The 22,810-nt window shown below is 59.7% G+C and carries 18 protein-coding genes; 16 read left to right on the top strand and 2 right to left on the bottom strand.

What is annotated here, in order from left to right; genetic code table 11:
* Positions 1-52: 52 nt before the first annotated feature.
* A complete protein-coding gene (locus ACYZTX_RS06545; RefSeq protein WP_462033405.1) occupies positions 53-370 on the top strand; it encodes a Rieske (2Fe-2S) protein in 318 nt (105 codons plus the stop codon).
* Here the strand turns inward: ACYZTX_RS06545 and sfsA are convergent.
* Positions 367-1,080, bottom strand: a complete 714-nt coding sequence (sfsA, locus tag ACYZTX_RS06540; protein WP_462033404.1) for a DNA/RNA nuclease SfsA — start codon at positions 1,078-1,080, stop codon at positions 367-369. The two genes, ACYZTX_RS06545 and sfsA, sit on opposite strands and share 4 nt — an antisense overlap.
* Positions 1,080-2,252 carry a pyridoxal phosphate-dependent aminotransferase gene (locus ACYZTX_RS06535; RefSeq protein ID WP_462033403.1) on the bottom strand — a complete coding sequence of 391 codons (1,173 nt, stop codon included), beginning with the start codon at positions 2,250-2,252 and terminating at the stop codon, positions 1,080-1,082. The genes sfsA and ACYZTX_RS06535 overlap by 1 nt, the downstream gene beginning before the upstream one ends.
* Positions 2,253-2,585: 333 nt before the next feature.
* On the opposite strand from ACYZTX_RS06535, the gene dksA reads away from it, so the two are divergent.
* From dksA to ACYZTX_RS06460, 15 genes are all read left to right on the top strand, one after another.
* Positions 2,586-3,026: an RNA polymerase-binding protein DksA gene (gene dksA / locus ACYZTX_RS06530; RefSeq protein ID WP_045059401.1), complete on the top strand. Its 441-nt coding sequence runs from the start codon at positions 2,586-2,588 to the stop codon at positions 3,024-3,026.
* Between the two features lie 79 nt (positions 3,027-3,105).
* Positions 3,106-3,993 carry a tRNA glutamyl-Q(34) synthetase GluQRS gene (gene gluQRS, locus ACYZTX_RS06525; protein WP_462033402.1) on the top strand — a complete coding sequence of 296 codons (888 nt, stop codon included), beginning with the start codon at positions 3,106-3,108 and terminating at the stop codon, positions 3,991-3,993.
* A 77-nt stretch (positions 3,994-4,070) separates the two neighbouring features.
* Complete coding sequence (locus ACYZTX_RS06520) at positions 4,071-4,247, top strand: hypothetical protein (RefSeq protein WP_003176118.1); 177 nt, start codon at positions 4,071-4,073, stop codon at positions 4,245-4,247.
* Positions 4,231-7,185 carry a sensor histidine kinase gene (locus ACYZTX_RS06515; RefSeq protein WP_185752803.1) on the top strand — a complete coding sequence of 985 codons (2,955 nt, stop codon included), beginning with the start codon at positions 4,231-4,233 and terminating at the stop codon, positions 7,183-7,185. The genes ACYZTX_RS06520 and ACYZTX_RS06515 overlap by 17 nt, the downstream gene beginning before the upstream one ends.
* Before the next feature lie 22 nt (positions 7,186-7,207).
* A complete protein-coding gene (locus ACYZTX_RS06510) occupies positions 7,208-8,635 on the top strand; it encodes a sigma-54-dependent transcriptional regulator (RefSeq protein WP_462033401.1) in 1,428 nt (475 codons plus the stop codon).
* A gap of 709 nt (positions 8,636-9,344) precedes the next feature.
* Complete coding sequence (locus tag ACYZTX_RS06505) at positions 9,345-10,745, top strand: polynucleotide adenylyltransferase PcnB (RefSeq protein WP_462033400.1); 1,401 nt, start codon at positions 9,345-9,347, stop codon at positions 10,743-10,745.
* Between the two features lie 3 nt (positions 10,746-10,748).
* Positions 10,749-11,234: a 2-amino-4-hydroxy-6-hydroxymethyldihydropteridine diphosphokinase gene (gene folK, locus ACYZTX_RS06500; protein WP_462033399.1), complete on the top strand. Its 486-nt coding sequence runs from the start codon at positions 10,749-10,751 to the stop codon at positions 11,232-11,234.
* A 375-nt stretch (positions 11,235-11,609) separates the two neighbouring features.
* Complete coding sequence (panB, locus tag ACYZTX_RS06495) at positions 11,610-12,410, top strand: 3-methyl-2-oxobutanoate hydroxymethyltransferase (RefSeq protein WP_462033398.1); 801 nt, start codon at positions 11,610-11,612, stop codon at positions 12,408-12,410.
* Positions 12,407-13,267: a pantoate--beta-alanine ligase gene (panC, locus tag ACYZTX_RS06490; RefSeq protein WP_462033397.1), complete on the top strand. Its 861-nt coding sequence runs from the start codon at positions 12,407-12,409 to the stop codon at positions 13,265-13,267. The genes panB and panC overlap by 4 nt, the downstream gene beginning before the upstream one ends.
* A 224-nt stretch (positions 13,268-13,491) precedes the next feature.
* Positions 13,492-15,156, top strand: a complete 1,665-nt coding sequence (gene pgi, locus ACYZTX_RS06485) for a glucose-6-phosphate isomerase (RefSeq protein ID WP_462033396.1) — start codon at positions 13,492-13,494, stop codon at positions 15,154-15,156.
* Between the two features lie 194 nt (positions 15,157-15,350).
* Complete coding sequence (acs, locus tag ACYZTX_RS06480) at positions 15,351-17,288, top strand: acetate--CoA ligase (protein WP_462033395.1); 1,938 nt, start codon at positions 15,351-15,353, stop codon at positions 17,286-17,288.
* Between the two features lie 66 nt (positions 17,289-17,354).
* Positions 17,355-18,227 (top strand): oxygenase MpaB family protein, encoded by an 873-nt coding sequence (locus ACYZTX_RS06475; RefSeq protein ID WP_462033394.1) that lies wholly within the window; start codon positions 17,355-17,357, stop codon positions 18,225-18,227.
* Positions 18,228-18,314: 87 nt separating this feature from the next.
* Positions 18,315-19,331 carry a class I SAM-dependent rRNA methyltransferase gene (locus ACYZTX_RS06470; RefSeq protein ID WP_462033393.1) on the top strand — a complete coding sequence of 339 codons (1,017 nt, stop codon included), beginning with the start codon at positions 18,315-18,317 and terminating at the stop codon, positions 19,329-19,331.
* Between the two features lie 93 nt (positions 19,332-19,424).
* Entirely contained in the window at positions 19,425-22,376 is a 2,952-nt protein-coding gene (locus tag ACYZTX_RS06465) for a DUF748 domain-containing protein (protein WP_462033392.1), read from the top strand.
* Positions 22,376-22,672 (top strand): DUF2845 domain-containing protein, encoded by a 297-nt coding sequence (locus ACYZTX_RS06460; RefSeq protein ID WP_462033391.1) that lies wholly within the window; start codon positions 22,376-22,378, stop codon positions 22,670-22,672. Before ACYZTX_RS06465 ends, ACYZTX_RS06460 begins: the two co-directional genes overlap by 1 nt.
* The last annotated feature ends 138 nt before the right edge of the window (positions 22,673-22,810 follow it).

Here is a 22,810-nt window from a genome sequence, read left to right as displayed (position 1 = left end):
AACGTCAAGCTCGGACATCTCCAGTCACGAGCCGCCGGACTTGAGGATAGACATGAAGTTTCTTTGTGCAGGCGCTGAGCTGGCCGATGCCAGCAGTCGCGGTTTCGACATCAATGGCCAGAAGCTCTTTGCCGTGCGCCGTGGCGGTCAGGTTTACGTCTACATCAATCGCTGCCCGCACCGTGGCGTCGGACTGGAATGGAAGCCCGACCAGTTTCTGGACCCCAGCAACAGCCTGATCCAGTGCGCGACCCACGGCGCACTGTTTCTGATCGAAGACGGGGAATGTGTCGCCGGTCCTTGCGCCGGGCAGTCCCTGACCACCGTCGCCTGTCGCGAAGACGAGCAAGGGATCTGGGTCAGTCTTTAGCCGTTTAGCAACACCTCCAGACGCCGATCGACCACCATCTCTTCGTGGGTCAAGTGCACGCCATAGGCCAGCACCTCGACCCCGCACGACACCGCCTCACGCAAGGCTGCGGCGTAGGCCGAATCGATTTCTTCTGCAGGACGTACGGCGTCGATGCCGGTGAGATTGACGCAATACAACTGCACCGCACGAATTCCGTCTCGAGCCAAATGCGCCAATTCGCGCAAATGCTTGGCCCCACGCTGAGTCACTGCATCGGGAAACGCCGCTACTGAAGAACGATCGAAGCCCAGGGTGACGCTTTTGACTTCGACATACGCCGGCCCGCTCGGGTAATCGAGGCGAAAATCGATGCGACTGCTTTCCTGACCGTAGGCCACTTCGCGCTTCAGCTCGGTAAAACCGTTGAGTTCGGTGATGACACCTGCTCGCAGAGCCTCTTCGATTAAACCGTTGGCCCGCCCGGTGTTAACGCAAAACAAGCGTCCCTGTGGCGTTTCGCCGATTTCCCAGGTGCCGGGCAACTTGCGCTTGGGATCATTGGAACGGCTGAACCAGACCTGTCCGCCTTCGACTTGGCAATTGAGCATCGAGCCGGTGTTCGGGCAGTGAATGGTCAGCAACTCGCCGCTAACGGTTTCGATATCGGCGAGAAAACGCTTGTAGCGACGAATCAAACGGCCTTCTTCCAAGGGAGGATGAAAGCGCATCAGCCTTGCCAGCTCTTCAAGCCGCGAGCAATCCTCTCGACCGCCTCCTGTAGGCGCGGCAGGCTTTGGGTGTAGGCAAATCGTACGTGATGCCCGGCCTGATAACGGCCGAAATCCAGACCGGGGGTGATCGCCACATGCTCGGTTTCGAGGAAATGCCGACAGAACGCAAAGGCATCGCCGCCGAACTTGCTGATATCGGCGTACAAGTAGAACGCGCCTTCTGGCTCCACGGCGATACCAAAGCCAAGTTCACGCAAGGCTGGCAGCAGGAAGTCCCGGCGACGACCGAATTCGGCGCGACGCTCTTCGAGAATGGCAATGGTCGCGGGTTCAAAGCACGCCAGCGCGGCGTGCTGGGCCATGCTCGGGGCGCTGATGTAGAGGTTCTGGGCGAGTTTTTCCAGCTCACCGACCGCCGCTTCCGGCGCCACCAGCCAACCAAGGCGCCAGCCGGTCATGCCGAAATACTTGGAAAAACTATTCAGCACGAAGGCGCTGTCATCGACTTCCAGCACGCTGGCCGCATCCGTGCCATAAGTCAGACCGTGATAGATCTCGTCCACCACCAGATGACCGTGGCGCTCCTTGATCGCGGCAGACAGGCCCGCCAGCTCGTTGCGAGTCAAAATTGTCCCGGTCGGGTTGGCTGGCGATGCCACCAAGGCGCCAACGCTGTCGTGATCCCAATGGCGGGCCACCAGATCCGGCGTCAATTGATAGCGCACGTCCGGACCTACAGGGACGAGCTGCGCGGCTCCTTCCACCAACCGCAGGAAATGCCGGTTGCAGGGATAACCCGGGTCCGCCAGCAGCCAGTGCTTGCCAGGATCCACCAGCAAAGCGCTCGCCAGCAGCAACGCGCCAGAACCGCCGGGCGTAATGAGGATTCGCTGCGGATCGATGTTCAGGCCATAACGCTGCTGATAAAAGCCTGAAATGGCCTCACGCAACTCGGGAATACCCCGCGCGGCGGTGTAACGCGTCTTCCCCGCCGTCAATGCGGCGTGGCCGGCCTGAATGATCGGCTCGGCGGTGGTGAAGTCCGGCTCGCCGATTTCCAGGTGGATCACGTCGTGGCCAGCCGCTTGCAGTTCATTGGCCCGCGCCAGCAGCGCCATGACATGGAAAGGTTCGATCGCGCGACTGCGGGCACTATAGGGCTGAGCCATTAGCCTTCCTTCAACGGGGAAAAAAATTGATTCTACCCAAGCGCAGGAACGAGCGAGAACCTAAAGCGGTCAGACGCGTTATAACCCTGGCCACAAACGACTCGAGCGTGTGCCCCAGGTTTGACTAAAATCAATATTTGATCAGGTCTCCAGCACCGCCAGACAAGGCTTTGCAATTATTTGCAAGCACAGTGGGCCACTACCTCGACATCTGGGAGTAGCGCGGTCCGATTTGATCTGGTAAGTTCGCCCGCTTGCAGCCGCAGGGCCGGCAGGTGTCGGTGATGGAGCAATCCTGCGCAATGGATTACAAGAGTAGAGGCGGTCCATTTCATGCCCACCCAAGCAAAGCAGCAAAACCAGTCGATCAGCGGCTTCGAACCCTACCAGGCAGTAAAGGGCGAGGAGTACATGGGCAAACCCATGCGCGCTCACTTCACCAAGATCCTGAATAAGTGGAAACAGGACTTGATGCAGGAAGTCGACCGCACGGTTGATCACATGAAAGACGAAGCGGCCAACTTCCCGGACCCGGCAGACCGTGCCAGCCAGGAAGAAGAATTCAGCCTCGAGCTGCGTGCCCGTGACCGCGAGCGCAAGTTGATCAAAAAAATCGACAAGACACTGCAATTGATCGAAGACGAAGAATATGGCTGGTGCGAGTCCTGCGGCGTCGAAATTGGCGTCAAGCGACTGGAAGCCCGCCCTACCGCCGACATGTGCGTTGACTGCAAGACCCTGGCGGAAATCAAGGAAAAGCAAGTCGGCAAGTAATCTCGACTTGAACGAAAAAACGGAGCGTGCGAACGCTCCGTTTTTTGTTTCTGATGTTTTTTGACTTTAAATAGCCGCCATGACCGCCATCACCTACATCGGGCGCTTCGCCCCCACGCCCAGTGGACATCTGCATTTCGGTTCGCTGGTCGCAGCGCTGGCCTCGTACCTCGACGCGCGCTCGGTGGGTGGCCGCTGGCTGATGCGCATGGAAGACCTCGATCCGCCACGGGAAGAACCCGGGGCTCAAGCGGCGATCCTTAACGCCCTGGAAAGCTACGGTTTCGAGTGGGATGGCGAAATGGTCCGACAGAGCGACCGGCACGATGCCTACGCCGAAGTCCTCAATCGCCTGTTCAATCACGGTCTGGCCTACGCGTGCACCTGTTCACGCAAAACACTTGCGCCCTATCACGGGATTTATCCGGGACTGTGCCGCAATGCCGGTCACGGCACTGAAGATGCCGCGATTCGCCTGCGCGTCCCCGAGCTGGAATACCACTTCATCGACCGGGTGCAAGGCGAATACCGCCAACACCTGGGCAGGGACGTCGGCGACTTCGTGATCCGCCGCCGCGACGGGCTCTACGCCTATCAACTGGCGGTGGTGCTGGATGACGCCTGGCAAGGCATCACCGATATCGTCCGTGGCGCCGACCTGCTCGACTCCACACCACGCCAGCTCTATCTGCAAGAACTGCTTGGCCTGCCGCAACCGCGCTACCTGCATATCCCGCTGATTACCCAGCCCGATGGCAATAAACTCGGCAAATCCTACCGTTCGCCGCCGTTGACCGAAGATCAGGCGACCCCCTTGTTGCTGCGTGGGTTGCGCGCGCTGGGGCAGAACGCCGGTACCGAACTGGCTTACGCCACACCACGGGAAGTACTGAACTGGGGCATTGCCCACTGGGATGCATTATTGATCCCGCGCACACTTAACCTGCCCGAAGCGCAACTACAGTGATCACACTTGCAGTGGCGCGCCCATCCGTTACCATCGCCGCACGTTTTCGGGCACGCGCATAAAAAAGAGAGGCCGGGATGTACATCTATCGCTTGGTCCTGCTCCTGGTAGTGGGGATTTATCTGTTCTCCCCGGCCATCATGGATTGGTGGATCGACGCCACTGGCGCCTGGTATCGCCCTTATCTGCTCTGGCTGATTCTGATCGTCGTGACCTTCATCCTGCAGAGCCAAAAAGATGCCGATGAGCTTTAGCCTGACCCAGATGATCCTGATCAGCGCCGCGTACCTGGCGGTGCTGTTCGGCGTAGCCTGGGTCAGCGAACGGGGCATGATCCCCCGGGCGATCATTCGCCACCCGCTGACGTACACCCTGTCGCTGGGCGTTTACGCCAGTGCCTGGGCGTTTTACGGCACGGTGGGCCTGGCCTATCAATACGGCTACGGCTTTTTGTCCAGTTACCTCGGGGTCTCCGGGGCGTTTTTGCTGGCGCCGGTGTTGCTGTACCCGATCCTGAAAATCACCCGCACGTATCAACTGTCATCCCTTGCCGACCTGTTCGCCTTCCGTTTCCGCAGCACCTGGGCCGGTGCGCTGACCACAATCTTTATGCTGATCGGCGTGCTTCCGCTGCTGGCCTTGCAAATTCAGGCGGTCGCCGACTCCATCGGCATCCTCACCCGCGAGCCGGTACAGCATCGCGTGGCCCTGAGCTTCTGCGCACTGATTACGCTGTTCACGATTTTCTTTGGCTCGCGCCACATTGCCACCCGCGAGAAACACGAAGGCCTGGTGTTCGCGATTGCCTTCGAGTCGGTGATCAAACTGATCGCCATTGGCGGCGTCGGCCTGTATGCCCTTTATGGCGTGTTCGACGGCCCGCAACAGCTGGAACTGTGGCTGCTGCAAAACCAGACCGCCCTCGCCGCCCTGCACACACCGTTGCAGGAAGGTCCATGGCGTACGTTGCTGCTGGTGTTCTTCGCCTCGGCGATCGTGATGCCGCACATGTACCACATGACGTTTACCGAAAACCTCAACCCGCGTTCGCTGGTCAGTGCAAGCTGGGGCTTGCCGCTGTTCCTGCTGCTGATGAGCCTGGCGGTACCGCTGATTCTCTGGGCCGGGCTGAAACTGGGCGCCACCACCAACCCTGAATACTTCACGCTGGGCATCGGCATCGCGGCCAATAGCAAGGCTTTGGCGCTATTGGCCTATATCGGTGGATTGTCGGCGGCCAGCGGTCTGATCATCGTCACCACCCTGGCGCTGTCCGGGATGGCGCTGAACCACCTGGTGCTGCCGCTCTATCAGCCGCCAGCCGAAGGCAACATCTATCGCTGGTTGAAGTGGACCCGTCGGGCGCTGATCGTTGCGATCATCATGGCCGGTTACGGTTTCTATCTGTTGCTGGGTGCGGAACAGGATCTGGCGAATCTGGGCATTGTCGCCTTCGTCGCCACCCTGCAATTCCTGCCGGGCGTACTCTCCGTTTTGTATTGGCCGACCGCCAACCGTCGCGGCTTCATCGCCGGTTTGCTCGCGGGGATTCTGGTTTGGCTAGTGACCATGCTGCTGCCACTGGTGGGCAACCTGCAGGGTTTCTACATTCCGCTGCTGAACATGATCTATGTGCTGGACGACACCAGTTGGCACATGGCGGCGATCGCGTCGCTGGCCGCCAACGTGCTGATGTTCACCCTGATCTCGCTGTTCACCAACGCCAGCAGCGAAGAGGCCAGCGCAGCCGAAGCCTGCGCCGTGGACAACGTGCGCCGTCCGCAACGCCGCGAACTGCACGCCGCCTCACCCCAGGAGTTCGCCACGCAACTGGCCAAACCCTTGGGCGCCAAGGCTGCACAGAAAGAAGTCGAACAGGCCCTGCGCGACCTCTACTTGCCTTTCGATGAGCGCCGACCTTACGCGTTGCGCCGCTTGCGCGACCGTATCGAAGCCAACCTCTCCGGCCTGATGGGGCCGAGTGTGGCTCAAGACATGGTCGAGACCTTCCTGCCTTATAAGGCCGGTGGCGAAAACTACGTCACCGAAGACATCCACTTCATCGAAAGTCGCCTCGAGGATTACCACTCGCGCCTGACCGGGCTTGCCGCCGAACTCGATGCCCTGCGCCGCTATCACCGCCAGACCTTGCAGGAGTTGCCGATGGGCGTTTGCTCACTGGCCAAGGATCAGGAAATCCTCATGTGGAACAAAGCCATGGAGGAGCTGACCGGAATTGCCGCGCAGCGTGTGGTCGGTTCGCGCCTGAGCACCATCGCCGACCCATGGAAAGAGTTGCTGCAAGGCTTCATCAATCTGCCGGACGAGCATTTGCACAAACAGCACCTGGCCCTCGACGGCCAGACCCGCTGGTTGAACCTGCACAAAGCGGCGATCGATGAACCGCTCGCACCGGGTAACAGCGGTTTGGTGTTGCTGGTAGAAGACCTGACCGAAACCCAGATGCTCGAAGACAAACTGGTGCACTCCGAGCGGTTGGCCAGTATCGGCCGACTGGCCGCCGGCGTAGCCCATGAAATCGGCAACCCGATCACCGGCATCGCTTGCCTGGCGCAGAACTTGCGCGAAGAGCGCGAAGAAGACAGCGAACTGAAGGAAATCAGCGGGCAGATCCTTGAGCAGACCAAACGCGTGTCGCGCATCGTTCAATCGCTGATGAGCTTCGCCCACGCTGGCAGTCATCAGCACAGCGACGAGCCCGTCTGTCTGGCAGAAGTGGCCCAGGACGCAATAGGCCTGCTGGCCCTGAACCGGCGTAATTTCGAAGTGCAGTTCTACAACCTGTGCGACCCCGATCACTGGGTCGAAGGCGACCCGCAGCGACTCGCACAAGTACTGATCAACCTGCTCTCAAACGCCCGCGATGCCTCGCCTCCCGGCAGTGCGGTGCGCGTCAAGAGCGAAGCCGGCGAACACACGGTCGACTTGATCGTGGAAGACGAAGGCAGCGGTATTCCGAAGAACATCATGGATAGATTGTTCGAACCTTTCTTCACCACCAAGGATCCTGGCGAAGGCACCGGTCTGGGCCTTGCACTGGTCTATTCCATCGTTGAAGAGCATTATGGACAAATCACCATCGACAGCCCGGCTGATGTTCAAAGCCAACGCGGCACCCGAATCCGGGTGACCTTGCCGCGTCATGTCGAAGCGACGTCCGCTGTGAACTGAGACCGTCGAGAGTATCGAATCAATGCCGCACATTTTGATCGTCGAAGACGAAACAATTATCCGCTCCGCCTTGCGCCGCCTGCTGGAACGTAACCAGTACCAGGTCAGCGAAGCCGGTTCAGTGCAGGAAGCACAAGAACGCTTCACCATTCCCACGTTCGACCTGATCGTCAGCGACCTGCGTCTGCCTGGCGCGCCTGGCACCGAGTTGATCAAACTCGGCCAAGGCACTCCGGTGCTGATCATGACCAGCTACGCCAGCCTGCGTTCGGCAGTCGACTCGATGAAGATGGGCGCGGTGGATTACATCGCCAAGCCTTTCGATCACGACGAAATGCTCCAGGCCGTCGCGCGAATCCTGCGTGACCGGCAATCAGTGCAAGCCAGCGTTGAGCCCAAAGCCGGCAATGGCGCCGCGAAACCGGGGGCCAATAACACCAACGGCGAAATCGGCATCATCGGCTCCTGCCCGCCTATGCAGGATCTGTACAGCAAGATCCGCAAAGTCGCGCCAACCGACTCCAATGTTCTGATCCAGGGCGAATCCGGCACCGGTAAAGAACTGGTCGCGCGCGCCCTGCACAACTTATCCAAACGTGCCAAGGCGCCGATGATTTCGGTGAACTGCGCCGCCATTCCGGAAAGCCTTATCGAGTCCGAACTGTTCGGCCACGAAAAAGGCGCATTCACTGGCGCCAGCGCCGGGCGTGCCGGCCTGGTGGAAGCGGCCGACGGCGGCACCTTGTTCCTCGACGAAATCGGCGAACTGCCACTGGAAGCCCAGGCCCGCCTGCTGCGCGTGCTGCAGGAAGGTGAAATCCGTCGTGTGGGTTCGGTGCAATCACAGAAAGTCGATGTGCGCCTGATCGCCGCAACTCACCGGGACCTCAAAAGCCTGGCGAAGATCGGACAGTTCCGTGAAGACTTGTATTACCGCCTTCACGTGATCGCCCTGAAACTGCCGGCCCTGCGCGAGCGCGGCGCGGACGTCAACGAAATTGCCACCGCATTCCTGGCGCGGCAGAGCGCGCGGGTCAACCGCACCGACCTGAAGTTCGCCCCGGATGCAGAGCAGGCGATTCGTCATTACTCCTGGCCGGGTAACGTTCGAGAGCTGGAAAACGCAGTAGAACGTGCGGTCATCCTGTGCGAGAGCCCGGAGATATCCGCCGAGCTGCTGGGTATCGACATCGAGCTGAGCGATCTGGAAGACGATGACTTCATCGGCCTGCCACCCCAACAGGGCAACAACGCCAGCAACTCCAGCCACGAGCCGACCGAGGACCTGTCACTGGAAGATTACTTCCAGCACTTCGTTCTCGAGCATCAGGACCACATGACCGAAACCGAGTTGGCGCGCAAACTCGGTGTCAGTCGCAAATGCCTGTGGGAACGCCGTCAGCGCCTGGGCATTCCGCGACGCAAGACCGGGGTGGCCAGCGAGAGCTGAACGGCACCTGTAAGGTGTGCGGGTAACACGTGACATTGTGAAAAAACTGTTACCTCAGCTTTTTCACGTAACAGAAGCCGGGGCTTACGGTAACGAAGCCCCGGTTTTTTTTGGCCTCTGAAAACCTCACCAGCCGGCCTAACCCCTTGTTTTACTGGGCCCCACAAAAGTTGGCACGCACCCTGCTATATGTTTAGTACAAGAACAATAACAAGCAATGCACAAGACAATAAAAATAAGACGAATCGACTCACGCACAATAAAAACAAGACGGCGAGAGGCGCAGCTAACTGATTCTTTTGGAGAGGCGTTGTATTTGGGGCTTGCCCCACGACCAGGCCGAGAACAATAAAAACTGTCACAAGACAGAGCCTGCACTGGTTGGATCGCAAGATCACTGCAACACAGCGACCAAAGTAATCCGTTTGCTCTTGGCTCCCGATTGGGAGGGTCATGAAGGAAAAACTTCATGGCGAGGGCACTCAACAAAAACAAGAAGCCCGATCAAAAATAAAAACAGAGCATGCAACTACTTTCTTGGGGAGCTTCGGCTCCCCTTGTAGTTTCTGGCGTTTAGACACGCCGATCGACATCCCCTTCAAGCGCTTGCGCAGCTTCCTACACCATCCCCCGACTAAATGCTAGAATCCCCGCCCATCATGCGGTCATTCTTCGTTTTGGCCGAACATTCCTTCAAACAGTGCATCCCATGCTGAAGAAGCTGTTCCAGTCATTCCGTTCTCCCAAGCGTCATACGCAACACATTCGCAGTACGCCTGAAGTGCTCAACAGCGGCCAACATTCGCTGCAAAAGGCCCAATTCAGTCGCTACGCGGTGAACATCGTCGAACGCCTGCAGAACGCCGGTTACCAGGCTTATCTGGTCGGCGGCTGCGTGCGTGACATGCTGCTCGGCATCACGCCAAAAGATTTCGACGTCGCCACCAGTGCCACGCCTGAACAGGTTCGGGCCGAATTCCGCAATGCGCGGATCATCGGTCGACGCTTCAAGCTGGTGCACATCCACTTTGGGCGCGAAATCATTGAAGTCGCGACCTTCCGCGCCAATCACCCGCAAAACGATGAAGAGGAAGACAGCAACCAGTCCTCGCGAAACGAGAGCGGGCGCATCCTGCGCGATAACGTCTACGGCACGCTGGAAGAAGACGCGCAACGCCGCGACTTCACCATCAACGCCTTGTATTACGATCCGGTCAGCGAGCGCATCCTCGACTACGCCAACGGCGTACACGACATCCGCAATCACCTGATCCGCCTGATCGGCGATCCGAAGCAACGCTACCAGGAAGACCCGGTACGGATGCTGCGAGCCGTGCGCTTCGCCGCCAAGCTGAATTTCGGCATCGAAAAGCACAGCGCCGCGCCAATCCGCGAATTAGCGCCGATGCTGCGCGAGATTCCGTCGGCCCGCCTGTTCGAAGAAGTGCTCAAGCTGTTCCTCTCCGGCCATGCCGCGGACACCTTTGAGATGCTGGTCGACCTGCAGCTGTTCGATCCGCTGTTCCCGGCCAGTGCCGAGGCCCTGGAATACAACCCGACGTACACCCACACGCTGATCAGCGAAGCGTTGATCAACACCGACCTGCGGATCAAACAGAACAAACCGGTGACCCCGGCGTTCCTGTTTGCTGCCCTGCTCTGGCCTGCCCTGCCGGCCCGCGTACTGCGCCTGCAAGAACGTGGCATGCCGCCGATTCCGGCCATGCAGGAAGCCGCTCATGAGCTGATCGCCGAGCAGTGCCAGCGCATCGCGATTCCGAAACGCTTCACCATGCCGATCCGCGAGATCTGGGACATGCAAGAGCGTCTGCCACGCCGCAGCGGCAAGCGCGCCGACCTGTTGCTGGACAACCCGCGGTTCCGTGCCGGTTACGACTTCCTGTTGCTGCGCGAAAGCGCCGGTGAGCAGACCGATGGCCTGGGTGAATGGTGGACGGACTATCAGGACGCCAACGACAGCGAACGTCGCGACATGATCCGCGACCTCAGCGGCAAGGATGATGGCACCGGCGCTCCACGCAAACGTCGCCGCAGCGGTGGCGCCAAGCGCAAACGCACCGCAGGCGCACCGAGCACCACGGGCGAGTAATCCATGGAACGCATCTACATCGGCATGGGCAGCAATCTGGCTGACCCCGCCGAACAATTGCGCAGCGCCGTCGAGGCGCTGGCGCAGTTGCCGCAGACCGAACTGATCGGGGTTTCCGCGTTTTATCAGAGCGACTCGCTGCTGCCCGGCCAACCGCGTTACACCAACGCGGTCGCCGCCCTCGACAGCACGCTTGTGCCGCTGGACCTGCTGGATGCGCTGCAAGCGATCGAGAACGAACAGGGCCGCGAGCGTATTGAACGCTGGGGGCCACGCACACTTGATCTCGACATCGTGCTGTTCGGCCATCGGCTGATCGACGAACCTCGCCTCAAAGTCCCTCACTACCATATGCAGGAACGCGCATTCGTTCTCTATCCGCTGGCCGAGCTGGCGCCTGCGGATTTTCGTTTGGCCGATGGTCGCAGCCTGAGTGATTTGCTCGCCGCCTGCCCGTTCGTCGGGCTGGAGCGCCTCCCCCAGAATTGACACAACTTCCCTGTGGGAGCGAGCCTGCTCGCGAAAGCGATCTCATATTCACCCTTTTCGTTGAATGCCGACCGCTTTCGCGAGCAGGCTCGCTCCCACAATGGTTTGTGTCGCCTCAGAGATCCGCAGCAACAAAAAGTTGCTGAATCGCATCAGTTACCCCGGTAACACCCCTGGCGTAACAACGCGGTAACACACGCAATTGACTTCCCGAGTTCTCCTCACGACTATAGGCGTCCCGCTGCCGCCAACATGGCGTTGAAGGGCGCAATCCAGGCCTTAAAAGCACGACAACAGACCGTGCGCCTGTATTTAACGAAGAATCACGCGCGTTACTCGCAGTAGTTTCCACAGCGCCTGAATGAGGAACTTTTCATGCCAGCCATCACCCTGACCACTCTGCAAGGTCTCAAGCAAAAAGGTGAAAAAATCACCATGCTGACCTGCTATGACGCGACCTTCGCCCACGCCTGCAATGAAGCGGGCGTCGAAGTGTTGCTGGTGGGCGACTCCCTTGGCATGGTTTTGCAAGGTCACGACAGCACCCTGCCGGTCACCACCGCGGAAATGGCTTACCACGTGGCGGCCGTCAAACGCGGCAACACCGACGCTTTGATCCTCGCCGACCTGCCCTTCATGGCCTACGCCACCACCGAACAAGCCATGACCAACAGCGCCCTGTTGATGCAGGCCGGTGCGCACATGGTCAAAGTTGAAGGTGCACTGTGGCTGGCGGACTCGATCCGTCTGCTGGCCGAACGCGGTATCCCGGTGTGCGCGCACATGGGGCTGACACCGCAATCGGTGAACATTCTGGGCGGTTACAAAGTCCAGGGTCGCAGCGAGAACCAGGCGCGGCAAATGCGTGCCGACGCCATCGCACTGGAGCAGGCCGGTGCATCCATGTTGCTGCTCGAGTGCGTACCGAGCGAACTGGCTCAGGAAATTACCCAGGCTGTGGGCATTCCGGTAATCGGTATCGGTGCCGGCAGTGGCACCGACGGCCAGGTATTGGTTCTGCACGACATGCTCGGCCTGTCGATCACTGGCCGTGTGCCGAAGTTCGTGAAGAACTTCATGGCCGGGCAACAAAACATTCAAGCGGCGCTTGGCGCTTACGTCATTGAAGTCAAAGCGGCAACTTTCCCAGGTATCGAACACGGATTCTCTGCATGAACACCGTAAAAACCGTACGCGAATTGCGGGCCGCCGTGGCCCGTGCCCGTAACGAAGGCAAGCGAATCGGCTTCGTGCCGACCATGGGCAACCTGCACAGCGGTCATGTCGCACTGATTACCAAAGCCACCCAACGGGTGGATTTCGTGGTCACGAGCATCTTCGTCAACCCGCTGCAGTTCGGCGCCGGCGAAGACCTCGACAAGTACCCGCGCACCCTCGCGGCCGATCAGGAGAAACTGCTCCAGGCCGGTTGCCACTTGCTGTTCGCGCCAACCGTTGAAGAAATATACCCCGACGGCATGGCCGGCCAGACCCGCGTCAGCGTTCCGCAACTCTCCGAAGGCCTCTGCGGCGCCAGCCGTCCCGGGCATTTCGAAGGTGTGGCGACGGTGGTCACCAAACTGTTCAACATGGTCCAGCCGGACCTGGCCATCTTCGGCCAGAAAGACTTCCAGCAACTGGCAGTGATCCGCGCCCTGGTGCATGACCTGAACATGCCGATCGAGATCATCGGCGAACCGACGGTACGTGCAGCCGATGGCCTGGCGCTGTCGTCGCGCAACGGTTTCCTCAGCGAAGAACAGCGGGCCGTTGCGCCGGTGGTGTATCGCGGTTTGAACCAGATTGCCGACGCGATCAAACAGGGCGAGCGGGATTTCCCGACCTTGATCGGCGCGCAGATCAAGCAGCTTGAAGCGGCTGGTTTGCGTCCCGACTATCTGGAAATTCGTCATGCCCTGACGCTGCGTCCGGCCACCCCGGAGGATCGGGACCTGGTGATCCTGGTAGCGGCGTTCCTGGGTACTACGCGATTGATCGATAACCTGCACCTGAATCTCGACGCAACTGCCTGAAACACCGCCATACCCCTTCCGTTTGTCGGACCGTTCCCTGCTTGATGTATAAAAAAGTACCGGGAACGGGTCTGACAAAGTCAAGACAGATCGCGGCGCGAGGTTTACTGTATTCGCCCTGTGTCATGAAATCGTGTCGACGCAGTTGACCGGACGCCCATCCACAGCGCTCCGGGATTTTTTGTGTTCAAAAGGCCGTTCAAGTAAAAAGGAAACCCGCAGCGATGGCGTATTACCGCACCCCTCAAGACGTTACCGCTCTGCCCGCCTGGCAAGCGTTGAATGATCACCGCCAAGCCATGCAAGATTTCAGCATGCGCGAAGCCTTTAATGCCGATCCGCAGCGCTTTACCCAATTCACCCTCAGCAGCTGCGGCCTGTTTCTCGATTATTCGAAGAACCTGATCAACGCCGAGACCCGCGATCTGCTGGTGGGCCTGGCCAACGAAGTCGATCTCCAGGGCGCGATCAAAGCGCTGTTCGAAGGCGAAATCGTCAACTCCTCCGAAGGCCGCCCCGCCTTGCATACCGCGCTCCGCCGTCCAGTCGGCGACAAGCTGTCGGTCAATGGCGTCAACGTGATGCCTGAAGTGCACAAAGTGCTGAACCAGATCACTGACCTCGTGGGCCGTATCCATGACGGTCTGTGGCGCGGTTACACCGAGAAGCCGATCACTGATGTGGTGAACATCGGCATCGGTGGCTCGTTCCTCGGCCCGGAGCTGGTCTCCGAAGCGCTGCTGTCCTACGCCCAGAAGGGCGTGCGCTGCCATTACCTGGCGAACATCGACGGCAGTGAGTTCCACGAACTGACCATGAAACTGCGTGCCGAAACCACGCTGTTTATCGTTTCGTCGAAATCCTTCAACACCCTCGAAACCCTGAAGAATGCCCAGGCCGCACGCGCCTGGTACCTGGCTCAGGGCGGTTCGGAAGCCGAGCTGTATCGTCACTTCATCGCCGTCTCCAGCAACAATGCAGCGGCTGTGGCATTCGGGATCCGCGAAGAAAACATCTTCCCGATGTGGGACTGGGTTGGCGGCCGTTACTCGCTGTGGTCGGCCATCGGGTTGCCGATTGCCCTGGCCATCGGCATGTCGAACTTCAAGGAACTGCTGTCCGGTGCCTACACCATGGACCAGCACTTCCAAAGCACGCCTTTCGATCAGAACATGCCGGTGCTGCTGGCCTTGCTCGGCATCTGGTATGGCAACTTCTGGGGCGCGCAGAGCCACGCGATCCTGCCGTACGACCATTACCTGCGCAACATCACCAAGCACTTGCAACAGCTGGACATGGAATCCAACGGCAAGAGCGTGCGCCAGGACGGCACTCCAGTGTCCACCGACACGGGGCCTGTGATCTGGGGTGGCGTTGGCTGCAACGGTCAGCACGCGTATCACCAGTTGCTGCACCAGGGCACTCAACTGATCCCGGCCGACTTCATCGTGCCGATCGTCAGCTTCAACCCGGTGTCCGACCACCACCAGTGGCTGTACGCCAACTGCCTGTCGCAAAGCCAGGCGCTGATGCTGGGCAAGACCCTTGCCGAGGCCGAAGCCGAGTTGCGCGATAAAGGCATGAGCGAAGAAGACGTGCAGAAACTCGCGTCACACAAGGTGATCCCGGGCAACCGTCCGAGCAATACCTTGGTGGTCGAACGCATCAGCCCGCGTCGTCTCGGCGCATTGGTGGCGATGTACGAACACAAAGTCTTCGTGCAAAGCGTGATCTGGGGCATCAACGCCTTCGACCAGTGGGGCGTGGAGCTGGGCAAAGAGCTGGGCAAAGGCGTCTACAACCGCCTGGTCGGCAGCGAAGAAACCCCGGCTGACGATGCGTCAACCCAAGGCCTGATCAACTACTTCCGAGGTCGTCACCGCGGTTGATCTGACGCCACACTGCTGACCTTGTGGGAGCGGGCTTGCTCGCGAAAGCGGTCTATCATTCGACATTCATGTTGAATGACACACCGTATTCGCGAGCAAGCTCGCTCCCACATTGGTTTTGTGTCTGGCTTGAACCCTTTGGCTACTCGGCGCATCTTTATCTCTTGTCGTGCAAACAAGAATAAGGAACCGTCATGTTCGATATCAGCACGTTCCCCCAAGCCGATGCCGTCCGCCGGGCCGCACACTTAAGTCAAGACGACTACAAGCGCCTGTACCGCCAATCCATCGACCACCCCAGCACCTTCTGGGCCGAACAGGCCACACGCTTTCTCGACTGGAGTACCCCGTGGGATACCGTCCAGCGCTATAACCTGAAAACCGGTGAGGCGAGTTGGTTCGCCGGCGGAAAATTAAATGTCAGTTACAACTGCATTGACCGTCACCTGGAAAAGCGCGGCGATCAAATCGCGATCATCTGGGAAGGCGACGACCCTGCCGAATCCGCGCAGATCACCTACAAAAAACTCCATCACAACGTTTGTCGCCTGGCCAACGTGCTCAAAAGCCGTGGCGTGAAGAAAGGCGATCGCGTGTGCATCTACATGCCGATGATCCCCGAAGCCGCCTACGCCATGCTCGCCTGCACGCGCATTGGTGCGGTGCATTCGGTGGTGTTCGGTGGTTTCTCTCCAGACTCCGTACGTGACCGGATTCTCGACGCCGACTGCCGCACCGTGATCACCGCCGATGAAGGCGTGCGCGGCGGCAAATTCGTGCCCCTCAAAGAGAAGGTCGACAAGGCGCTGCAAAGTTGCCCGAACGTCAGCACCGTCATCGTAGTCGAGCGCACTCAGGGCGAAGTGGACTGGGTCGAGGGCCGGGACATCTGGTATCACCAGGCGCTACGCGACGTCAGCGACGATTGCCCGCCTGAGCCGATGGACGCCGAAGACCCGCTGTTTATCCTCTACACCTCCGGCAGCACCGGCAAACCCAAAGGTGTGCTGCACACCACCGGCGGCTATCTGCTGCAAGCGGCGATGACCTTCAAGTACGTACTCGACTACCGCGACGACGAAGTCTTCTGGTGCACCGCCGATGTCGGCTGGGTCACCGGCCACAGCTACATCGTCTACGGCCCGTTGGCCAATGGCGCGACCACGCTGATCTTCGAAGGGGTGCCGAGCTACCCGAGCAGCTCGCGCTTCTGGCAGGTGATCGACAAGCACCGGGTGAACATTTTCTATACCGCCCCGACCGCCCTGCGCTCCCTGATGCGTGAAGGACCCGAACCGTTGAAGGAAACTTCCCGCGCAAGCCTCAGACTACTCGGCAGCGTCGGTGAGCCGATCAACCCGGAAGCGTGGGATTGGTACTTCAACGTCGTCGGCGAACAGCGTTGCCCGATTGTCGACACCTGGTGGCAGACCGAAACCGGCGGCATCATGCTCAGCCCTCTGGTCAGCGCTCAACGGATCAAACCCGGCTGCGCCACGCAACCGATGTTCGGCGTACAACCGGTGCTGCTCGATGAAACGGGCAAGGAAATCAAAGGCGCCGGCAGCGGCGTGCTGGCGATCAAATCCAGCTGGCCGGCGCAGATCCGCAGCGTCTACGGCGACCCGCAACGAATGGTCGACACCTACTTCAAGCCCTACCCCGGCTACTACTTCACCGGCGACGGCGCCAGGCGCGACGAGGACGGCGACTACTGGATCACCGGACGCATCGACGACGTGATCAACGTCTCCGGGCACCGCATCGGCACCGCGGAAGTGGAAAGCGCGCTGGTGCTGCACGACAGCATTGCCGAAGCCGCCGTGGTCGGTTACCCCCACGACGTCAAGGGCCAGGGTATCTACGCCTTCGTCACCCCCATGAACGGCACCGAGCCCAATGACGAACTGAAGAAAGAATTGCTGGCTCACGTCAGCGAGGAAATCGGCAGCTTCGCCAAACCGGACCTGATCCAATGGGCGCCGGCCTTGCCGAAAACCCGTTCGGGCAAGATCATGCGGCGCATTCTGCGCAAAATCGCCTGCAACGAACTGGACAGCCTGGGCGATACGTCGACACTGGCCGACCCGAGCGTGGTCCAGGAGTTGGTCGATAAACGCCTGAATCAATAAGCTCATGCTTTAAACTTCCCGGCGCGGCCTGTAACGGCCGCGCCTCTTTTTCACCACTGAGTCGCCATGGAATTCATCCGCAGCCGTATTGAAACCCAGATCATGAGCCTGACCGGTCTGTCTCTGGGCAAGCTCGACCTGGAAAACCCCAAGGGTGATCCCGGCCTGTTCGGGCCGGATTCGGTGAGCTGGCAAGTTCACGGCGACTTCAGCAGCATGCTGATCGGCGGCATCAGCGCCTTGATGCTGCAAGCCCTGCATCCACTGGCCCTGGCCGGCGTCTGGGACCATTCGAATTTTCGCGAGGACATGCTTGGCAGACTGCGCCGCACCGGGCAGTTCATTTCCGGCACCACGTTCGGTTCGCGAAAGGACGCCGACTGGCTGATCGAGAAAGTCCGCACCATCCACCTGCAAGTGACCGGCACTGCACCGGATGGCCGGCCTTACGCCGCCAGCGATCCTGATCTCCTGACCTGGGTGCACGTGGCCGAGGTGAGCAACTTCCTCGCTGCGCACTTGCGTTACCGCAATCCAGACCTGTCGCTGGCCGACCAGGACCGTTACTACACGGAAATCGCGCTGGTCGCCGAACGGCTCGGCGCCCGTGACGTGCCGCGTTCACGGCAGGAAATGGCCGATTATCTTGAACGAATTCGCCCACAACTGCTGTGCGACGAGCGCAGTCGCGAAGTGTTGCGGCTGTTGCTGAACGCCCCCTCCCCCAGTCTTTTGGCCAGGCCTTTCGGCAGTTTGATGATGCAGGCCGGGATCGACCTGCTGCCGGACTGGGCCAGTGACATGCTGGGTGTCCAACAGAGCCCGCTGCAACGCAAGCTGATCCGCGCCGGCGTCAACCGCAGCACACCGATGCTGCGTTGGGCGGTGCGTAACGGCTCGGTCCACCGGGCCAAACGCCGAATGGGTCTGCTGAACTGAGCAAAAGCAAAAAGCTTCGCGAGCAGGTCGGTCCCACGCCAAGCTGTTAAACTCCCGCGCCAAATTCCCTCCTGCAAGGCGCCCAGCATGTCTTCCTTGAATCAGGCGCTGCGCGCCGCCCTCGATCGTCGCCAGGACCTGCTGGCCGAACTGCATCAGCAAGGCACCGATTGCTATCGCCTGTTCCATGGCAGCCAGGAAGGCGCCGGCGGCCTGACGATCGACCGCTACGGCCCGCAATTGCTGGTGCAAAGCTTTCACCAGTCGCTGGAACGTGATGCGCTGCTGCAACTGCACGAAACCATCAATCAGCACCTGGGCCTCGAAACGCTGCTGGTCTACAACGATCGCTCCCGTGGCAACTCGCGCATCGACCGTGAAGACACCGTCTACCGCGCCGACGAGGCCGCCCTGCAAGACCTGATCGGCCACGAATGGGGGCTCAATTACCGGGTTCGCGGTCGCCATGCCGGCCAGGATCCGCTGCTGTTCCTCGACCTGCGCAATACGCGCGGCTGGGTCAAGCAGCACAGTAAAAACAAAAGCGTGCTGAACCTGTTCGCCTACACCTGCGGCGTCGGCCTCAGTGCGGCGGCCGGGGGCGCGAGCGAAGTCTGCAACCTGGATTTCGCTGAAGGCAACCTGGCCGTCGGCCGCGAGAACGGTCTGCTCAATCCCCAGTTGCCGACCATGGACTTCATCCAGTCCGACTATTTCCCGGCCATCCGCCAATTGGCCGGCCTGCCGATCAGCCAGCGCCGCGGGCAGAAACTGCCAAGCTATCACCGTCTGGAACAGCGCCAGTACGACCTGGTGCTGCTGGATCCGCCGGCCTGGGCCAAGAGCGCTTTCGGCACCGTCGACTTGCTGCGCGACTATCAGAGCCTGCTGAAGCCGGCGCTGCTGACCACCGCCGACAATGGCGTGCTGATCTGCTGCAACAACCTGGCAAAAGTCAGCATGGACGACTGGCGCGAGCAAGTTTTGCGCTGTGCCGAGAAAGCCGGACGTCCGGTGCGTGAATGGACCGTAATGAAACCGGGCGGTGATTTTCCGTCGATGGATCAACAACCGCCGCTGAAAACGCTGATTCTGCAGCTCTGAGATTCGTCCGCAAAATCAGATAAATCCTATAAAGCATGATCACTTCGGAACCGGATACGCGTGCCATACTCCAACGCACTCCGATTCAGACAGATGAAGCCGCACATGCCCAAAGGATTGATTCGCGCTATTGGCGCTCTGTTGACCGCTCTAGCCCTCTATAGCCTGCTGGGGTTTCTGATTTTGCCGGGTATCGCGTTGCGGGTGGCCAACCAACAATTGGCCAGCTACGCCACGACGCCCGCCACGCTTTCGCGGATCGAACTCAACCCGTTCAGCCTTGAAGTGACCCTGTGGGGCTTGATCATCGGCGATCCGGGCAAGGAGCAGGTCGGCTTCGAGCGGCTGTATGCCAACCTCCAGATCGACAGCCTCTGGACCAAGGCGCTGCACCTGTCCGATATCGAAATAGACAAACCCAAGACCGAAATCCTCTTCGGCAAGGACGGCAAACTCAATCTGCTCGGCCTGTTCAAAATACCCGCCAGCGAGCCGACCCCGGCCGACCCGAACGCCAAGCCGTTCCCGCTACGCGTGGAGCGCATCAAACTGGCCGACGGCTATGTGCACTTCCAGGATGCGCGTCCTCGCGAGCCCATCGAGTTCCTCTACGACAAGCTCGATTTCGAGCTGAAGAACCTCAGTACACTGCCCGAAGATAACGCCGACATGACCCTGGTGGCCGTCGGCCCTTCCGGTGGGCAGATCGACTGGACCGGTAATTTCAGCCTGATCCCGATCGCCTCCGAAGGTAAATTGAAAGTCACCGATGCCAACATGAAAGTCTGGTGGCCTTACGTGCGCGACTCGGTGCCGCTGGATCTGGAAAACGGCACCCTGAACCTGAGCACCGATTACAAGCTGAACCTGTCCAAAGAAACCGAACTGCTGCTGAGCAATGTCGCCGTCAGCATCGCCCCTTTCAACATCAAGGCTCCAGATGGTCGGCCGCTGGCGAAGCTTAAGCGGCTGGACATCAGTGAAACGACTGTAGACCTGGCTAAGCAGCAAGTGGTCGTCGGCAAGATCCGCAGCCAAAAACTGGAAACCTGGGCCGCCCTCGAAGCCGACGGGCAACTCGATTGGCAGAAGCTGTTCGCCAGCCAACCGTCCAAACCGGCCGCCAAAGCCAACGCCGAACCGGCCAGCACCCCGGCAGCCGCCGACTCACCAAAGCCTGAGCCGACACCGCCAGGCAAACCTTGGCAGGTGCTGCTCAAAGACGTGCAACTGCGTGATTACAAAGTGCATCTGACCGACCGCAAGGCGCAACCCGCCGTGGCGCTGGACGTCGGCCCGCTGAACCTGGACCTGCAGAATTTCGACAGCCTCAATGGCTCGCCTTTTAACCTCAAGCTCGATACGGGCCTGGGCAAGCAAGGCAAGATCACGGCAGACGGCGTCGTCAATCTCGCCCCGGTCAGCGCCAAGTTAAACGTGCAAACCAAGGACATCGACCTGCGCGTCGCCCAGTCCTACATCAACCCGTTCATTCGCCTGGAAGTGCGCAGCGGCATGCTCGGCAGCGATCTGGCGGTCGATCTGAAAAGCACCGAGCCACTGGCGTTCAGCGTCACAGGCCGCGCCCAGGTCGATCAACTGCACACCCTCGACACCCTCAAGACCCGCGACTTTCTCAAGTGGCAGCAGTTGGTACTCGAAGGCCTGAATTATCAACACGGCGACAGCCTGTCGATCGACAAGGTCAACCTGCTCCAGCCTTATGTGCGCTTCATGATCAATGATGACCGCACCACCAACGTCGATGACTTGCTCATCCCGCAACCGCCCGACTCCGGTGCCAAGACCGCGGCGGCCAAACCTGCCAGCAAGGAAAAACCGCTGGGCATCCACATTGGCGGTATCGCCATCAATGACGGCTCGGCCAACTTCGCCGACTTCAGCCTGACCCCGAACTTCGCCACTGCTGTTCAACAGCTCAACGGGCAGATCGGCACCATCGACAACCGGCAGGCGAAACCTGCGACCGTGGACATCAAAGGCAAGGTCGACCGCTATGCGCCGGTGACCATCAAGGGCTCGGTCAATCCGTTCGACCCGATGGCCAGCCTCGACATCACCACCAGCTTCAAACGGGTGGAACTGACCACGCTGACGCCCTACTCCGGCAAGTTCGCCGGCTACCGCATACGCAAGGGCCGACTCAATGTCGACCTGCATTACCTGATCACCAAGGGCCAGCTCAAGGCCGAAAACAAAGTGGTGGTCGAGCAGTTGCAACTGGGGGAGAAAGTTGACAGCCCGGACGCCGTGAGCCTGCCGCTGAAACTGGCGATCGCGTTGCTCAAGGACGTCGACGGTAAAATCTCCATTGAGCTGCCGGTGACCGGCGACCTGAAGAACCCGCAGTTCAGCATCATGCCGATTGTCTGGCAGACCCTGCGCAACCTGATCGTCAAAGCCGCCGCGGCGCCGTTCAAAATGATTGGCGGGCTGGTCAGTGGCGGTGGTTCGCAAGATTTGGGCACTGTCTCGTTTGCGGCAGGTTCAAGCGACCTGAGCAAGGATGCCGAGGGTTCGTTGGTCAAACTGTCCCAGGCCCTCAAGGAACGTCCGGCCTTGCGCCTGGAAATCGAAGGCACAGCTGCCGCAAGCAGCGATGGCCCGTTGATCGCCGAGCAACGTCTGGAACGGGAATACCAGTACAACTACTACAAAATGCTCCAGCGCCGCGGTGACAAAGTGCCGGCTCAGGCTTCGTTGGTGCAAGTGCCGGACAGCGAGAAAGGTTCGCTGCTGGAAGGGATTTACCGCACGCGCCTGAAGACGCAGCCGCCTGCCGAATGGAAGGATCTGGGCAAGGAGGAACGCACTGCAAAAATGCGTGAGGGTGTGATCAAGTTCTGGAGTTCCAGCGACGTTCTCTTACGCCAGCTGGGTCAGGAACGCGCCAGCAGTATCAAGGACTATCTGGTCGACAAGGGTCAGTTGGCCGATGAACGCGTGTACTTCATCGACGCTAACCTTGGCGTAGCGGAAAGTGACGGCAGGGTGGTTACACCGCTGCATCTGGATGCCGAGTAATGGGCGCGAAATGGCTGATGAGCCTGGCACTGGCAATGGCCGCCAGTCAGGCCTCGGCAGCCGATACCCTGCGCTGCGGCAGTCAACTGGTCAGTGTCGGGGACAGGTCCAGTGAGGTGGTGCAGAAATGCGGTGAACCGGTCAGCCGTGATCTGTTGGGCTACAAGCGCAGCGTTAACCGGCGGGAAGAATTTCAAGTCGAGGAATGGACCTACGGGCCAAAAGGCGGAATGTACCAATACCTGAGATTTGAAGGTAATCGTTTGAAGCAGATCACCAGTAATCGCGGCAATTGAAAATTAGCCATCACCTGCCAGCGGCTACAGAAATTTTCTACCCTTCCACAATAGAACAGGCCCCTGACACGAATGTCCGGGGCCTGTAATGGCCACATCCTTATGGCCGTTCGCATGAACTCTCCAGAGGCGGCAGAC

The sequence above is a fragment of the Pseudomonas sp. MDT1-17 genome (assembly GCF_054898105.1).
The sequence above is the reverse complement of the archived record's forward strand: the minus strand, read 5'-3'. Positions and strand labels throughout refer to the sequence as shown.

What these genes read in the sequence shown, in the direction of transcription:
- gluQRS (WP_462033402.1), top strand. Translation starts at nt 3,106, where the DNA reads ATGACCGCCATCACCTACATCGGGCGCTTCGCCCCCACGCCCAGTGGA.
- panB (WP_462033398.1), top strand. Translation starts at nt 11,610, where the DNA reads ATGCCAGCCATCACCCTGACCACTCTGCAAGGTCTCAAGCAAAAAGGT.
- acs (WP_462033395.1), top strand. Translation starts at nt 15,351, where the DNA reads ATGTTCGATATCAGCACGTTCCCCCAAGCCGATGCCGTCCGCCGGGCC.
- ACYZTX_RS06545 (WP_462033405.1), top strand. Translation starts at nt 53, where the DNA reads ATGAAGTTTCTTTGTGCAGGCGCTGAGCTGGCCGATGCCAGCAGTCGC.
- ACYZTX_RS06515 (WP_185752803.1), top strand. Translation starts at nt 4,231, where the DNA reads ATGCCGATGAGCTTTAGCCTGACCCAGATGATCCTGATCAGCGCCGCG.
- ACYZTX_RS06465 (WP_462033392.1), top strand. Translation starts at nt 19,425, where the DNA reads ATGAAGCCGCACATGCCCAAAGGATTGATTCGCGCTATTGGCGCTCTG.
- dksA (WP_045059401.1), top strand. Translation starts at nt 2,586, where the DNA reads ATGCCCACCCAAGCAAAGCAGCAAAACCAGTCGATCAGCGGCTTCGAA.
- ACYZTX_RS06535 (WP_462033403.1), bottom strand. Translation starts at nt 2,252, where the DNA reads ATGGCTCAGCCCTATAGTGCCCGCAGTCGCGCGATCGAACCTTTCCAT.
- ACYZTX_RS06505 (WP_462033400.1), top strand. Translation starts at nt 9,345, where the DNA reads ATGCTGAAGAAGCTGTTCCAGTCATTCCGTTCTCCCAAGCGTCATACG.
- ACYZTX_RS06470 (WP_462033393.1), top strand. Translation starts at nt 18,315, where the DNA reads ATGTCTTCCTTGAATCAGGCGCTGCGCGCCGCCCTCGATCGTCGCCAG.
- ACYZTX_RS06475 (WP_462033394.1), top strand. Translation starts at nt 17,355, where the DNA reads ATGGAATTCATCCGCAGCCGTATTGAAACCCAGATCATGAGCCTGACC.
- ACYZTX_RS06460 (WP_462033391.1), top strand. Translation starts at nt 22,376, where the DNA reads ATGGGCGCGAAATGGCTGATGAGCCTGGCACTGGCAATGGCCGCCAGT.
- folK (WP_462033399.1), top strand. Translation starts at nt 10,749, where the DNA reads ATGGAACGCATCTACATCGGCATGGGCAGCAATCTGGCTGACCCCGCC.
- ACYZTX_RS06520 (WP_003176118.1), top strand. Translation starts at nt 4,071, where the DNA reads ATGTACATCTATCGCTTGGTCCTGCTCCTGGTAGTGGGGATTTATCTG.
- panC (WP_462033397.1), top strand. Translation starts at nt 12,407, where the DNA reads ATGAACACCGTAAAAACCGTACGCGAATTGCGGGCCGCCGTGGCCCGT.
- sfsA (WP_462033404.1), bottom strand. Translation starts at nt 1,080, where the DNA reads ATGCGCTTTCATCCTCCCTTGGAAGAAGGCCGTTTGATTCGTCGCTAC.
- pgi (WP_462033396.1), top strand. Translation starts at nt 13,492, where the DNA reads ATGGCGTATTACCGCACCCCTCAAGACGTTACCGCTCTGCCCGCCTGG.
- ACYZTX_RS06510 (WP_462033401.1), top strand. Translation starts at nt 7,208, where the DNA reads ATGCCGCACATTTTGATCGTCGAAGACGAAACAATTATCCGCTCCGCC.